The sequence below is a fragment of the Streptomyces sp. NPDC091649 genome, assembly GCF_044756785.1.
Classification (GTDB): Bacteria; Actinomycetota; Actinomycetes; order Streptomycetales; family Streptomycetaceae; genus Streptomyces.
This window is the reverse complement of sequence record NZ_JBIVTR010000006.1, coordinates 211,110-225,316: the sequence shown is the minus strand read 5'-3', so window position 1 is coordinate 225,316 and position 14,207 is coordinate 211,110. Positions and strand designations below refer to the sequence as shown.

Sequence of the window (14,207 nt, the reverse complement as noted above, 5' to 3'; positions counted from 1 at the left end):
GCCCGCTGAGTCCGGTCGGGGACAGGCAGGCGCCGCGTTCAGTTCCGCACGCCGTTGTACGGGACGTATCAAGGGGGCTCCCCCGGGCCGCGTGGCCCAGGGGGAACCCGGGTGGTGCTCAGACCAGCAGCGACCGGTCCGTCGGGCGGATCGGCGCATGCAGGGCGCTGGTCCCGGTGAGGTACCGGTCCACTCCGCGGGCGGCGGAGCGGCCCTCGGCGATCGCCCAGACGATCAGCGACTGGCCGCGTCCCGCGTCACCGGCGACGAAGACGCCGTCGACGTTGGTCGCGTAGTGCTCGTCGCGGGCGACGTTGCCGCGCTGGTCGAGCTCCAGGCCGAACTGCTGGACCAGGCCGTTGGACTGGTCGGTTCCGGTGAAGCCCATGGCGAGGGTGACGAGCTGCGCGGGGATGCGCCGCTCCGTGCCGGGCTTCTGCTCCAGCTTACCGTCCTTGAACTCGACCTCGACCAGGTGGAGGGCCGCGACGTTTCCGTCCTGGTCGCCCTCGAAGTGGGTGGTGGAGACGGAGTAGACCCGCTCGCCCCCCTCCTCGTGCGCGGAGGTGACCTTGTAGAGCATCGGGAAGGTCGGCCACGGCTGGCCCGGATTCCGCTCCTCGCCCGGCTTCGGCATGATCTCCAGCTGGGTGACCGAGGCCGCGCCCTGGCGGTGGGCGGTGCCGACGCAGTCGGCTCCGGTGTCGCCGCCGCCGATGACGACGACGTGCTTGCCGCCGGCGTGGATCGGGGAGACCGTCAGGTCGCCCTCCTGCACCTTGTTGGCGAGCGGCAGGTACTCCATCGCGAAGTGGATGCCGCCCAGCTCGCGGCCGGGGACGGGCAGGTCGCGGGAGACGGTGGCGCCGGCCGCGATGACGACCGCGTCGTAGCGGCGGCGGAGCTTCGCGGCGTCGATGTCCTTGCCGATCTCCACCTCGGTGCGGAACTTGGTGCCTTCCAGACGCATCTGCTCGATGCGCCGGTTGATGTGCGACTTCTCCATCTTGAACTCGGGGATGCCGTACCGGAGGAGGCCCCCGATGCGGTCCGCGCGCTCGTAGACGGCGACGGTGTGGCCGGCCCGGGTCAGCTGCTGGGCGGCGGCGAGTCCCGCCGGGCCCGAGCCGATGACCGCGACGGTCTTGCCGGAGAGCCGCTCCGGCGGCTGCGGAGTGACGTCGCCGCTGTCCCACGCCTTGTCGATGATGGAGACTTCGACGTTCTTGATGGTGACGGCCGGCTGGTTGATGCCGAGCACGCACGCCGACTCGCAGGGGGCCGGGCACAGCCGCCCGGTGAACTCCGGGAAGTTGTTCGTGGCGTGCAGGCGCTCGGAGGCGGCGGTCCAGTCCTCGCGGTAGGCGTAGTCGTTCCACTCGGGGATGAGGTTTCCGAGCGGGCAGCCGTTGTGGCAGAACGGGATGCCGCAGTCCATGCAGCGGCCGGCCTGCTTGCTGATGATCGGGAGCAGTGAGCCCGGAACGTAGACCTCGTTCCAGTCCTTCACGCGCTCGGCCACGGGGCGGGTCTGGGCGACCTCGCGTCCGGTGGTCAGGAAGCCCTTGGGGTCAGCCATGGGTCGCCGCCTCCATCATCTTCTCGGTGGTCTCCTGCTCGGAGAGACCGGCGAGCTCAGCGGCGTCCTTGGCGGCGAGCACGGCCTTGTACGTGGACGGGATGATCTTGCTGAAGCGGGTGACCGCGGTGTCCCACTCGGCGAGGAGCTTCTCGGCGACGGTGGAGGCGGTCTCCTCCCGGTGGCGGCGCACGACGTCGTGCAGCCACGCCCTGTCGGTGTCGTCCAGCTCCTCGACCGCGCCGAGGTTGCCGACGTTGACGTTGTCGCGGTTCAGATCGATGACGTACGCGACGCCGCCCGACATGCCGGCGGCGAAGTTGCGGCCGGTCTCGCCGAGGACGACGGCGTGGCCGCCGGTCATGTACTCGCAGCCGTGGTCGCCGACGCCTTCGGAGACGACGAGCGCTCCGGAGTTGCGGACGCAGAAGCGTTCGCCGGTGCGGCCGCGGAGGAAGATCTCGCCGCCGGTGGCTCCGTAGCCGATGGTGTTGCCGGCGATGGTGGAGTACTCGGCGAGGTGGTCGGCGCCCCGGTCGGGGCGGACGACGATCCGGCCGCCGGAGAGGCCCTTGCCGACGTAGTCGTTGGCGTCGCCCTCCAGGCGCAGGGTCACCCCGCGCGGCACGAAGGCGCCGAAGGACTGTCCGGCCGAACCGGTGAAGGTGAGGTCGATGGTGTTCTCGGGCAGGCCCGCACCGCCGAACTTCTTGGTCACCTCGTGGCCGAGCATCGTGCCGACCGTGCGGTTGATGTTGCGGATCGCGACCTGGGCGCGGACCGGCTGGGCGGCCTCGGGGCCGGCCGCTCCGAGCGCGTCGGCGGCCAGCTTGATCAGCTGGTTGTCGAGCGCCTTCGTGAGCCCGTGGTCCTGCTCGACGACGCGGTGGCGGACCGCGCCCTCGGGCAGCTCGGGGACGTGGAAGAGCGGGGCCAGGTCCAGGCCCTGCGCCTTCCAGTGGGTGATGGCCCGGTCGGTGTCGAGGAGCTCGGCGTGGCCGACGGCCTCCTCGATGGTGCGGAAGCCCAGCTCGGCGAGGATCTCGCGGACCTCTTCGGCGATGAACTCGAAGAAGTTGACGATGTACTCGGCCTTGCCGGAGAAGCGGTCCCGCAGGACCGGGTTCTGGGTGGCGATGCCGACCGGGCAGGTGTCCAGGTGGCAGACGCGCATCATGACGCAGCCGGAGACGACGAGCGGCGCGGTCGCGAAACCGAACTCCTCGGCGCCCAGCAGCGCGGCGATGACGACGTCGCGGCCGGTCTTGAGCTGGCCGTCGGTCTGTACGACGATGCGGTCGCGCAGGCCGTTGAGCAGCAGGGTCTGCTGGGTCTCGGCGAGACCGAGCTCCCAGGGGCCGCCCGCGTGCTTGAGCGAGGTGAGCGGGGAGGCGCCCGTTCCGCCGTCGTGGCCGGAGATGAGGACGACGTCCGCGTGGGCCTTGGAGACACCCGCGGCGACCGTGCCGACGCCGACCTCGGAGACCAGCTTCACGTGGATCCGCGCCTGCGGGTTCGCGTTCTTCAGGTCGTGGATCAGCTGGGCGAGGTCTTCGATGGAGTAGATGTCGTGGTGCGGCGGCGGCGAGATGAGGCCGACGCCGGGCGTCGAGTGACGCGTCTTGGCGACCCACGGGTAGACCTTGTGGCCGGGCAGCTGGCCGCCCTCGCCGGGCTTGGCGCCCTGGGCCATCTTGATCTGGATGTCGTCCGCGTTGACCAGGTATTCGCTGGTCACTCCGAAGCGGCCGGAGGCGACCTGCTTGATGGAGGAGCGGCGCGCCGGGTCGTACAGGCGGTCGGCGTCCTCGCCGCCCTCGCCGGTGTTCGACTTTCCGCCGAGCTGGTTCATGGCGATGGCGAGCGTCTCGTGCGCCTCGCGGGAGATCGAGCCGTAGGACATCGCGCCGGTGGAGAAGCGCTTGACGATCTCGGACGCGGGCTCGACCTCGTCGAGGGGGATCGGCTCGCGGCCGGAGTCGAAGCCGAAGAGGCCGCGGAGCGTCATCAGCCGCTCGGACTGCTCGTTCACCCGGCCGGTGTACTGCTTGAAGATGTCGTAGCGCCGGTTGCGGGTGGCGTGCTGGAGGCGGAAGACCGTCTCCGGGTCGAACAGGTGCGGTTCGCCCTCGCGCCGCCACTGGTACTCGCCGCCGATCTCCAGGGCGCGGTGGGAGGCCGCGATGCCGGAGGCGGGGTACGCCTTGGTGTGCCGGGCGGCGACCTCCTGGGCGATGACGTCCAGGCCGGCGCCGCCGATCTTGGTGGCGGTGCCGTTGAAGTACGTCGCGACGAACCCCTCGTCGAGGCCGACGGCCTCGAAGACCTGCGCGCCGCGGTAGGAGGCGACGGTGGAGATGCCCATCTTGGACATGACCTTCAGGACGCCCTTGCCGAGCGCGTAGATCAGGTTCCGGATGGCCTGCTCGGCCTCGACGTTCTCGATGAAGGTCCCGGCGCGGACCAGGTCCTCGACGGACTCCATGGCGAGGTACGGGTTGACCGCGGCGGCGCCGTAGCCGATGAGCAGGGCGACGTGGTGGACCTCGCGGACGTCCCCGGCCTCGACCAGCAGGCCCACCTGGGTGCGCTGCTTGGTGCGGATGAGGTGGTGGTGGACGGCGGAGGTGAGCAGCAGCGAGGGGATCGGGGCGTGCTCGGCGTCGGAGTGCCGGTCGGAGAGGACGACGAGGCGGGCGCCGTCCTCGATGGCGGCGTCGACCTCGGTGCAGATCTCCTCGATCCGCGCGGCCAGCGCGTCGCCGCCGCCGCCGACCCGGTAGAGACCGGCGAGGGTGGCGGCCTTCATGCCCGGCATGTCGCCGTCGGCGTTGATGTGTATCAGCTTGGCGAGCTCGTCGTTGTCGATCACCGGGAAGGGCAGCGTGACGCTGCGGCAGGCCGCGGCGGTCGGCTCCAGGATGTTGCCCTGGGGGCCCAGCGAGGAGCGCAGCGAGGTGACGAGCTCCTCGCGGATGGCGTCCAGCGGCGGGTTGGTGACCTGGGCGAAGAGCTGGGTGAAGTAGTCGAAGAGCAGCCGGGGGCGCTCGGAGAGCGCGGCGATCGGCGAGTCGGTGCCCATGGAGCCGAGCGGTTCGCCGGCGGTGCGGGCCATCGGCGCGAGGATGACGCGGAGCTCTTCCTCGGTGTAGCCGAAGGTCTGCTGGCGGCGGGTGACCGACGCGTGCGTGTGCACGATGTGCTCGCGCTCGGGCAGGTCGCTCAGCTCGATCTCGCCGGTCTCCAGCCACTCCTGGTAGGGCTGCTCGGCGGCGAGGGACGCCTTGATCTCGTCGTCCTCGATGATGCGGTGCTCGGCGGTGTCGACGAGGAACATCTTGCCGGGCTGGAGGCGGCCCTTGCGGACGACCTTGGCCGGGTCGATGTCCAGGACGCCGACCTCGGAGGAGAGCACGACGAGGCCGTCGTCGGTGACCCAGTAGCGTCCGGGGCGCAGACCGTTGCGGTCGAGGACCGCGCCGACCTGGACGCCGTCGGTGAAGGTGACGCAGGCCGGGCCGTCCCAGGGCTCCATCATCGTGGCGTGGTACTGGTAGAACGCCCGCCGGGCCGGGTCCATGGAGTCGTGGTTCTCCCACGCCTCGGGGACCATCATCAGCACCGAGTGCGGCAGCGAGCGCCCGCCGAGGTGGAGCAGCTCCAGGACCTCGTCGAAGGAGGCCGAGTCGGAGGCGTCCGGGGTGCAGACGGGGAAGATCCGGCTCAGCTGCGCCTGGCCGAAGAGTTCGGAGGCGAGCTGGGACTCGCGGGCCTTCATCCAGTTGCGGTTGCCCTTGACCGTGTTGATCTCACCGTTGTGCGCGACGAAGCGGTACGGGTGGGCCAGCGGCCAGCTGGGGAAGGTGTTGGTGGAGAAGCGCGAGTGGACCAGGGCGATCGTGGAGGCGAAGCGGCGGTCGGAGAGGTCCGGGAAGAACGGCTCCAGCTGCCCGGTGGTGAGCATGCCCTTGTAGACGATGGTGCGGGCGGAGAGCGAGGGGAAGTACACCCCGGCCTCCCGCTCGGCACGCTTGCGCAGGACGAAGGCCTTGCGGTCCAGGGCGATGCCGGCGCTCTCGCCGTCGGCGACGAAGACCTGGCGGAACTCGGGCATGGTGGCGCGGGCGCCCTTGCCGAGGAGGGCGGGTGCGACCGGGACGTCACGCCAGCCGAGGACCTTCAGCCCCTCCTGGGTGGCGATCCGCTCGATCGTCCGGACGGCCCCGGCGGAGTCTTCCGCGGGGAGGAAGGCGATGCCCACGGCGTAGGAGCCGGCCTCGGGAAGTTCGAAAGGGGTCTCGGCGCGGAGGAAGGCGTCGGGGACCTGGCAGAGGATACCGGCGCCGTCGCCGGAATCGGGCTCCGAGCCGGTGGCGCCCCGGTGTTCGAGGTTGCGCAGCACGGTCAGCGCCTGCTCGACCAGCTCATGGCTGGCCACACCGGTCAGAGTGGCCACGAACCCGACACCACAGGCGTCGTGTTCGTTACGGGGGTCGTACATCCCCTGCTGGGCGGGGCGACCGTCCATGGGCGACCAGGCGTCGATACGCATCGGCTCTCCCGTCGTCGTCGTGGCATTTGCGGTGCCGAGGGACGACGTTGGCCCTCTGCGAAATTTCGTGCAGGTTACATGATGAGGCGCTTCTCAAGAAGCGGAAGGCTTGTTCCAGCATACGGACACCATGGAGGCCGACGACTGGGTGACCAGAAGTGACCGGACTGACCAAAGGGTGGGTCACTGTCGGAACGATCGGCGCCCGGGGACCCGCAGAGAGCAGGCGTCGTTGCCTGCGGTGCTTACGGCTCATGCCCGGTGACCGGGGAAGCGAAACCACCGAGTAACCGGCTACTTATGTGCAGCCCTGCATAGGGGCTCACTTTATGGCCGTCGGGCCCGTCCCGCCCAGTGGGCGGCGCCAAGACGTACATCACACGGGTGGCCGGACGGTCGCCCCGCCCGGCCCGGTCCCGTTACGCCGTCCGGAGTCCACCCGCCCCGGGCGCACGCCACGGGCCCGCCCCGCACATCACGCGTCATCCGACGGCGACGCCGAACAAGGTGCCGAGTCCGTAGGTCAGCGCCGCCGCCGCTCCACCGAGGAGGAGCTGGCGCAGTCCGCTGAACCACCAGCCGCGGGCCGTCACCCGGGCCACCAGCGCGCCGCAGCCGAAGAGGCCGAGCAGCGCGAGGAGGACCGAGGGCCACAGGGCGCTCGCGCCGAGGAGGTAGGGCAGGACGGGCAGCAGGGCGCCGAGCGCGAAGGCGCCGAACGAGGAGACCGCGGCGACGAGCGGGGAGGGCAGGTCGTTCGGGTCTATGCCGAGCTCCTCCCGGGCATGGATCTCCAGGGCCTGCTCCGGGTCGAGCGACAGCTGCCGGGCGACCTCGCGGGCCAGCGGGGCCTCCACGCCCCGGGCCTCGTAGAGCGCGGCGAGCTCGGCCATCTCGTCCTTGGGGTGCTTGCGCAGCTCCCGGCGCTCGACGTCCAGCTCGGCCTCGACCAGCTCGCGCTGGGAGGCGACGGAGGTGTATTCGCCGGCCGCCATGGAGAACGCGCCGGCGGCCAGTCCGGCGAGCCCCGTGATCACGATCGTCTGCTGGGAGACCGCGCCGCCCGCGACGCCGGTCATCAGGGCGAGGTTGGAGACCAGGCCGTCCATCGCGCCGAAGACGGCGGGGCGCAGCCAGCCGCCGTTCACGTCCCGGTGGGTGTGGTTGTCCCGGTGCGCCTCGTGCAGGACGGCGTCGGTCTCGATGATGGCCACGGCGTGCTTCTCCCCTTGTCCCCGGCGGGCCGTCACCCCACCTGTCCCCGCTGAGTACAACTTTCGACGAAGTCCAAACTACGCCGTTCGGGCGGTCGCCGCCAGCAAGGCAAGGCTCGCCTACACCCCCTCTGACCTGCAAAGGAAGGCCAGCCTCAGCTATCTCGGCCGTCATCCGCCTGGCCCCTTTCCCCGCCTTTCGCGTCTCCCCCGGCCCTCCGCGTGGCACAGATGCGGACAGAGCCCGGCGACGGACCGGGGACAGGGACCCGCCGCGCGGACGAAGGGCGACACATGGACACGGCGGTCGGCAGGCAACGGGCCGGGGGCGCGCCGCTGGGACCGGGAGCGGGCGGGAGGGCCCCCGGCGTCGAGGGGACGGGTGCGGCTGCCGTAGCCGTCGTGGGCGTCATGTCGGAATCGTCCGCCCGGAGCTGCCGGTTCCGTGGCTGCCGGCAGCCCGGCGAGTCCGATCAGGTCCGTGCCCGCGAGCCGGGGCAGCGCACAGCCCGCCAGGGTGCGGCACGCCTCGCGCCGGCCCGCCGGCACGGCGGAGGCCGAGCCGGTCGCCCCGGTCAGCGCCCCGGCCAGGGCGGGCACCGAGTCCGCGACCCGGGACAGGCACGCGGCGGCCGGGACCGCCTGGGCGATCTCGCCCCCGGCTTCGACGGACCGGGTTCGACACTCTCGCCGCACTGACCCATCAGGAGGCTCTGCGCCCATGACCCGCATCGCGGTACTCGGCAGCACCAACATGGATCTCGTCGCCTACACGGCCCGCGCCCCCGGACGCGGCGAGACCGTCACCGGACGGGAGTTCCGGACGGTCCCCGGCGGCAAGGGCGCCAACCAGGCCGTCGCCGCGGCCCGCGCCGGCGGGGAGGTGACGATGATCGGCGCGGTCGGCGACGACGCGTACGGCACCCTGCTGCGCGAGGGCCTCGAACACGCGGGGGTGGACACCGACCTTCTGCACACCGCCGAGGGGCCCAGCGGGACCGCGCACATCGTGGTGGACGACTCCGGCTCCAACGCGATCGTGGTGATCCCCGGCGCCAACGGCGTCGTCACCGCGCTCGGGCCCGGGGAGATCGCCGCGATCGCCGCCGCCGACCTGCTGCTCATGCAGCTCGAACTCCCGCTCCCGGCCGTGGTCGAGGGGGCTCGCGCGGCCCGCGCCCAGGGCGTGCGGACCGTCCTCACCCCCTCCCCCGTCCAGCCGTTGCCCGAGGAGCTCCTGGACCACATCGACCTCCTGGTGCCCAACGAGCACGAGGCCGCCGAGCTTTCGGGGCAGGACGAGCCGCACGCGGCGGCGCAGATCCTGCTGCGCCAGGTTCCCGAGGTGATCATCACGCTCGGCGCGAAGGGGGCCCTGTACGCGGCACGGGGCGGCGAGCCGGTGCTCTTCGCGGCGCCCGAGGTGACCGCCGTCGACACGACCGGGGCCGGGGACACCTTCGTCGGGGCCCTGGCGGTGGCGCTCGGTGAGGGGCGGCCGGCCGCCAAGGCGCTGGCCTTCGCCTCGTCGGCCGCCGCGCTCTGCGTCCAGCGGCCCGGCGCCTCCACGTCCATGCCCTACCGCAGCGAGATCGAGGCAGCGTGAACACCTGGCTGTACGTGCCCGGGGACCGGCCGGATGTGGTGGCCAAGGCACTGGGCTGCGGTGCCGACGTGGTGATCGTCGACATGGAGGACGCGGTCGCCCCCCCCACCGCAAGGAGTACGCGCGCTCCGCCACCGCCGAACTCCTCGCCGACCCGGTGACCGTGGCCCCCGACGCCGTACCGGTCCATGTCCGGGTCCACGGGGAGGACGACATCCGGGCGCTGACGGGGCTGCCGGGCCTGTCCGGCTTCCGGCTTCCGGCTTCCGGCTTCCGGCTTCCGGCTTCCGGCTTCCGGCTTCCGGCTTCCGGCTTCCGGCTTCCGGCTTCCGGCTTCCGAGGATCACCCACGCCGTCTCCGTGCACCATGTGGCGGCGGTGGCCCCCGGCGTCCCGCTCTATCCGCTGCTGGAGTCGGGGGGGGGGGGGGGGGGCGGGCCCCCCCCCCCGCCCCGCCGCCCCCCCCCCCCCCCCCCCGACCCCGCCGTCCGGGGCATCGCGCTGGGCGAGGCGGACCTGCGGGCCGATCTGGGGGTACGGGAGGACCGTGGGCTCGACTGGTCGCGCGGCCGGCTCGTGGTGGCGGCCCGGGCGGCCGCGCTGCCGCCCCCCCGCCTAGTCGGTCTTCCCGGACGTCCGGGACCTCGACGGCCTGTGGGCCTCGTGCGAGCGGGAGGTGTGCGGGTGGACGCGCCCGCCGGGGCGCGTCCGGTCAGCTCTTCTCGGCTGCTTCGGCGCTCTCGGCGGTGGCGTCCCGGCCGGGCTCGTCCTTGGTGAGCGGGTCCTTCTTCGCGGGGGCGCTGCCGTCGGAGCCGCTGTCGGCCGGACCGTCCTCGCCGGAGCCGTTCTCGTCGGCGGGGCCGTCCTTCTTCTCGGTGGCGGCGTCCCGGTCGGGCTCGACGGTCTCCTCTCGGCCCGGGCGGACCTTCGCGGAGACCACGATGTAGACGACGGCGAGGACGAAGACGACGATCGCGGTCCACACGTTCAGACGGAGGCCCAGGATGTGGTGGGCCTCGTCGACCCGCATGTACTCGATCCAGCCCCGCCCGGCGCAGTAGGCCGCGACGTACAGCGCGAACGCCCGCCCGTGACCGAGCCGGAAGCGGCGGTCGGCCCAGATGACCAGCAGCGCCACACCGATGCACCACAGCGACTCGTACAGGAAGGTCGGGTGGTACGTCCCGGCGGCCCGGTTCGGGCCCTCGCTGATCTCCAGTGCCCAGGGGAGGTCGGTGGGCTTGCCGTACAGCTCCTGGTTGAACCAGTTGCCCCAGCGGCCGATGGCCTGCGCGATGGCGAGGCTCGGGGCCATCGCGTCGGCCCAGGCGGGCAGCGGGATGCCCCGGCGGCGGCAGCCGATCCAGGCCCCGACCGCGCCGAACGCGACCGCGCCCCAGATGCCGAGGCCGCCCTCCCAGATCTTGAAGGCGTCGACCCAGTTCTCACCGTCGCTGAAGTACAGCTGGTAGTCGGTGATCACGTGGTAGAGCCGGCCGCCGACGAGGCCGAAGGGCACTGCCCAGACGGCGATGTCGGCCACGGTGCCGGCTTTGCCGCCCCGGGCGATCCAGCGCTTGTTGCCGAACCAGACGGCGACGAAGACACCGATGATGATGCAGAACGCGTAGCCGCGGAGCGGGATCGGGCCGAGCTCGATCACGCCGGTCGACGGGCTGGGAATGGAGGCAAGATTCATGGCGAGGTCGACGCTACCCTGCCGGGCGGTGGGTACGGCAAGCCACCCGGCAACGTCTGGGTAACGAGGGCGCGTCTTCCGGGCCCGCGGCCATGCCTCCGTCCCCCGGCCGGCGCCCCCGTCGTCCGGGACCGCCTCAGGAGGCCGAGGACGGGGCGGCCGGGCCGGTGGACCCGTCGGCCGGGGCCGAGGGGAAGGCGGTGCCCGGCTTCTTGCCCTTGTTGGCCGCGGCGACCCACTTCTTCAGATTCTCCGGGGAGATCTGCTCGTCTCCCTTGCTCGGGAAGACGGACTCCCCGTTGAGCAGCACGGTCGGCGTGCCCTGGAAGCCGCCCTCGCGGAACGCCGTGTCGGACTTCTGCACCCAGCTGTCGTGCTCGCCGTCCTCCACACAGCTGCGGAAGCCCGGCGTGTCGAGCCCCTCCACCTTCCCGGCCAGCTCGATCAGCCGGCTGTTCTTGCCGAAGGCGTCGTCCGGCTCGGGAGGCTGGTTGCTGAAGAGGACGTCGTGGTAGGGCGCGAACTTGCCGGCGTCCTGGGCGCAGGCTGCGGCGTTGGCGGCCCGCAGCGACCCGCTGCCGCCGAGGTTGCCGTCGATGATGGTGGCCAGGTGATACTCCACCCTGATCCGGCCCTCGTCCACCAGCTCCTCGATGGTGTCCCGGAAGGCGTTCTCGAACTGGGCGCAGACGGGGCAGCGGAAGTCCTCCCAGATCGTGAGGGTGGACGGGGCGTCGGCAGCGCCGACCGGCAGGGTCAGGGCGTCCTCGCCGATCGCGCCCGAGGGCGCGACCGCGGGGCCGGAGGCGGTGTCTTCGCCGCCCTTGCCCGCGTTGGCCGCGATCAGGCCGATCACGGCGGCCAGGGCCAGCACGCCGACCACCGCCGAGGCGACGATCAGCGTCCGGCGGCGCTTCTCGCGCCCCTTCTCCCGCTCGCGCTGCTGGGCCAGGCGCTCTCGCGCGCTTCTGTTTCCCTCAGGGATCTTGTCGCTCACACCCGGGGAACGAACCGGGGAGGCACCTCCGCGCCTCCCCGGTCCACAATCCACCCATTCGGGTGACCCAAGGGGTCAGCGCTTTCGAACGCCTTCGGCCAGTTCGCCCGCCAGTGAGCGGACGGCGGCGAGGCCCGCGGCCTCGTCGGGTGCGTCCAGCAGGGCCTTGACGAAGGCCGAGCCGACGATCACGCCGTCCGCGAACCCGGCGACCTCGGCGGCCTGTGCCGCGTTGGAGACGCCGAGGCCGACGCAGACCGGCAGGCCGGTGGTGGCGCGGGTGCGTCCCACCAGGTCCTGGGCCTGGGCGCCGACGGAGGCGCGGGTGCCGGTGACGCCCATCAGGGAGGCGGCGTAGACGAATCCGCTCCCGGCCGCCGTGATGGTGGCGAGGCGGGCGTCCTGGCTGCTGGGGGCGACGACGAACACGGTGGCGAGGCCGTGCTTGTCGGCGTGTTCGCGCCACAGCGCGGACTCCTGGACCGGCAGGTCGGGCAGGATGCAGCCGGCGCCGCCCGCCTCGGCCAGCTCGGCGGTGAACCGCTCGACGCCGTAGCGGTCGACGGGGTTCCAGTACGTCATGACCAGGATCGGGACGCCGGTGGCCTCGTGGGCCTCGCGGACCGTGCGCATCACGTCGGCGATCCGGACGCCGCCGCGCAGGGCGATGTCGTCGGCGGTCTGGATGACCGGCCCGTCGAGGACCGGGTCACTGTGCGGGAGCCCGATCTCGACGATGTCCGCGCCGCCCGCGATGACGGCCTTGACCGCCTCGATGCCGCCGTCGACGGTCGGGAAGCCCGCCGGGAGGTAGGCGATGAGCGCCGCCCGGCCCTCGGCCCGGGTGGCGGCCAGGGTGGCGTCCAACAGCTCGATGTTGCCGCTCACTTGGCGTCCCCCTCGATCTCGGCGCGGTCGCTGCCGGCGTCCGCTTCGACGGCGGCGTCGGTGTCGTAGAGCCCGAAGTAGCGGGCGGCGGTGTCCATGTCCTTGTCGCCGCGGCCGGACAGGTTGACGAGGATCAGCCCGTCATCGCCCAGCTCCTTGCCGAGGTCCAGGGCTCCGGCGAGCGCGTGGGCGCTCTCGATGGCCGGGATGATGCCCTCCGTGCGGGACAGCAGGCGCAGGGCCCGCATGGCCGCGTCGTCGGTGACGGCCCGGTACTCGCCGCGGCCGATGTCCTTGAGGTAGGCGTGCTCGGGTCCGATGCCCGGGTAGTCCAGCCCCGCCGAGATGGAGTACGGCTCGGTGATCTGGCCCTCGTCGTCCTGGAGGACGTAGGAGCGGGAACCGTGCAGGATGCCGGGCTCCCCCGCGGTGAGGGTGGCCGCGTGCTCGCCGGTCTCCACCCCGTGCCCGGCGGGCTCGCAGCCCACCAGGCGGACCCCGGCGTCGGGGATGAAGGCGTGGAAGAGGCCGATGGCGTTGGAGCCGCCGCCGACGCAGGCGACCGCCGCGTCCGGAAGGCGGCCCGTGCGCTCCAGGAGCTGGCGGCGGGCCTCGACGCCGATGACGCGGTGGAAGTCGCGGACCATCGCCGGGAAGGGGTGCGGGCCGGCGACCGTGCCGAAGAGGTAGTGCGTACGGTCCACGTTGGCGACCCAGTCGCGGAACGCCTCGTTGATGGCGTCCTTCAGGGTCCGCGAGCCCGACTTCACGGCGACGACCTCGGCGCCGAGCATCCGCATCCGGGCCACGTTCAGCGCCTGGCGCTCGGTGTCGATCTCGCCCATGTAGACGGTGCAGTCGAGGCCGAAGAGGGCGCAGGCGGTCGCGGTGGCGACGCCGTGCTGGCCGGCTCCGGTCTCGGCGATGACGCGGGTCTTGCCCATGCGCTTGGTGAGGAGCGCCTGGCCCAGCACATTGTTGATCTTGTGGGAGCCGGTGTGGTTCAGGTCCTCGCGCTTGAGGAAGATCCGGGCGCCGCCCGCGTGCTCGGCGAAGCGCGCGACCTCGGTCAGTGCGCTGGGCCGCCCCGTGTAGTGGACCATGAGCTCGTTGAGCTCGGCGGCGAAGGCGGGATCGGCCTTGGCCTTGTCGTACTCGACGGCGACCTCGTCCACGGCGGCGACGAGCGCCTCCGGGATGAATTTGCCGCCGTAGGCGCCGAAATAGCCCTCGGCGCCGGGGACCAGACCCTCGGGGTCCGGAATGAAGAAGTCGGACGACATGCGACGTGCTCCTTGGCATGGCAACGGGTGGGTTCACCGTATGCGCCGAGCAGCGAGCGCCACCGGGGCCTGTCGGCGGTCACGGCGGTGCGGTCGTACGTACGGAGAAGGTGCCGCCGCGGCTCAGGGGCACGTCAGCGACGGTGCGGTACGTCGGCCGGGGCTCGCTTGCGGCGCGGGCCCCGGGCGCCATCGCATCCCGTTCACCTGACCGGGCTCGTCCCCGATGACATACCGCACGCGCCGGCCGTGCACACGCCGGGCGGGGGCGCGGCAGCCTCGCGGCCGGCACCCGCGCGCCAGCGGGGCGTGCGGGTCCCGGGCCGCAGCCCCGGCGGGGCCGAGGCCCGGCCGGGTGCGGGGCGCGGGACGGTCGGTCATGGTCGTTC

At 72.2% G+C, this 14,207-nt stretch carries 9 protein-coding genes and 2 pseudogenes; 2 read left to right on the top strand and 9 right to left on the bottom strand.

All coding sequences use genetic code 11. From position 1 onward, the window contains the following. Nucleotides 1-118: 118 nt before the first annotated feature. The 4 genes and pseudogenes from ACIQMU_RS14075 to ACIQMU_RS14060 all read right to left on the bottom strand — a co-directional run. Nucleotides 119-1,579 (bottom strand): glutamate synthase subunit beta, encoded by a 1,461-nt coding sequence (locus tag ACIQMU_RS14075; protein ID WP_352241119.1) that lies wholly within the window; start codon nucleotides 1,577-1,579, stop codon nucleotides 119-121. Beyond that, nucleotides 1,572-6,131: a glutamate synthase large subunit gene (gene gltB, locus ACIQMU_RS14070; RefSeq protein ID WP_356732128.1), complete on the bottom strand. Its 4,560-nt coding sequence runs from the start codon at nucleotides 6,129-6,131 to the stop codon at nucleotides 1,572-1,574. Before gltB ends, ACIQMU_RS14075 begins: the two co-directional genes overlap by 8 nt. 482 nt (nucleotides 6,132-6,613) lie before the next feature. After that, on the bottom strand, nucleotides 6,614-7,345 hold the full coding sequence (locus ACIQMU_RS14065) for a VIT1/CCC1 transporter family protein (RefSeq protein WP_352241117.1): 732 nt from the start codon (nucleotides 7,343-7,345) through the stop codon (nucleotides 6,614-6,616). 375 nt (nucleotides 7,346-7,720) lie between these two features. Next, nucleotides 7,721-8,008 (bottom strand): annotated as a pseudogene (locus tag ACIQMU_RS14060) (ADP-ribosylglycohydrolase family protein); the annotation flags it as partial. Nucleotides 8,009-8,066: 58 nt separating this feature from the next. Here ACIQMU_RS14060 and rbsK point away from each other — a divergent pair. Continuing rightward, entirely contained in the window at nucleotides 8,067-8,951 is an 885-nt protein-coding gene (gene rbsK, locus ACIQMU_RS14055; RefSeq protein WP_402688921.1) for a ribokinase, read from the top strand. After that, a pseudogene (locus ACIQMU_RS14050) lies at nucleotides 8,948-9,624 on the top strand (aldolase/citrate lyase family protein); the annotation flags it as partial. The gene rbsK and the pseudogene ACIQMU_RS14050, both read left to right, overlap by 4 nt. Nucleotides 9,625-9,663: 39 nt before the next feature. Here ACIQMU_RS14050 and lgt read toward each other — a convergent pair. The 5 genes from lgt to trpM form a co-directional block, all read right to left on the bottom strand. Next, the gene (lgt, locus tag ACIQMU_RS14045) at nucleotides 9,664-10,650 is read right to left on the bottom strand and encodes a prolipoprotein diacylglyceryl transferase (RefSeq protein ID WP_352241115.1); all 987 of its coding nucleotides are present in this window, start codon (nucleotides 10,648-10,650) and stop codon (nucleotides 9,664-9,666) included. Nucleotides 10,651-10,786: 136 nt separating this feature from the next. Continuing rightward, nucleotides 10,787-11,647 (bottom strand): thioredoxin domain-containing protein, encoded by an 861-nt coding sequence (locus ACIQMU_RS14040; RefSeq protein WP_352241114.1) that lies wholly within the window; start codon nucleotides 11,645-11,647, stop codon nucleotides 10,787-10,789. Between the two features lie 75 nt (nucleotides 11,648-11,722). Further along, on the bottom strand, nucleotides 11,723-12,535 hold the full coding sequence (gene trpA / locus ACIQMU_RS14035; RefSeq protein ID WP_352241113.1) for a tryptophan synthase subunit alpha: 813 nt from the start codon (nucleotides 12,533-12,535) through the stop codon (nucleotides 11,723-11,725). Beyond that, nucleotides 12,532-13,818 (bottom strand): tryptophan synthase subunit beta, encoded by a 1,287-nt coding sequence (trpB, locus tag ACIQMU_RS14030; RefSeq protein ID WP_352241111.1) that lies wholly within the window; start codon nucleotides 13,816-13,818, stop codon nucleotides 12,532-12,534. The genes trpA and trpB overlap by 4 nt, the downstream gene beginning before the upstream one ends. A 123-nt stretch (nucleotides 13,819-13,941) precedes the next feature. Then, complete coding sequence (trpM, locus tag ACIQMU_RS14025) at nucleotides 13,942-14,199, bottom strand: tryptophan biosynthesis modulator TrpM (RefSeq protein ID WP_352241109.1); 258 nt, start codon at nucleotides 14,197-14,199, stop codon at nucleotides 13,942-13,944. Between the last annotated feature and the right edge of the window lie 8 nt (nucleotides 14,200-14,207).

Coding starts and splice junctions, on each gene's coding strand:
- gltB (WP_356732128.1), bottom strand. CDS start 6,131: ATGCGTATCGACGCCTGGTCGCCCATGGACGGTCGCCCCGCCCAGCAG.
- ACIQMU_RS14075 (WP_352241119.1), bottom strand. CDS start 1,579: ATGGCTGACCCCAAGGGCTTCCTGACCACCGGACGCGAGGTCGCCCAG.
- trpM (WP_352241109.1), bottom strand. CDS start 14,199: ATGACCGACCGTCCCGCGCCCCGCACCCGGCCGGGCCTCGGCCCCGCC.
- rbsK (WP_402688921.1), top strand. CDS start 8,067: ATGACCCGCATCGCGGTACTCGGCAGCACCAACATGGATCTCGTCGCC.
- trpB (WP_352241111.1), bottom strand. CDS start 13,818: ATGTCGTCCGACTTCTTCATTCCGGACCCCGAGGGTCTGGTCCCCGGC.
- lgt (WP_352241115.1), bottom strand. CDS start 10,650: ATGAATCTTGCCTCCATTCCCAGCCCGTCGACCGGCGTGATCGAGCTC.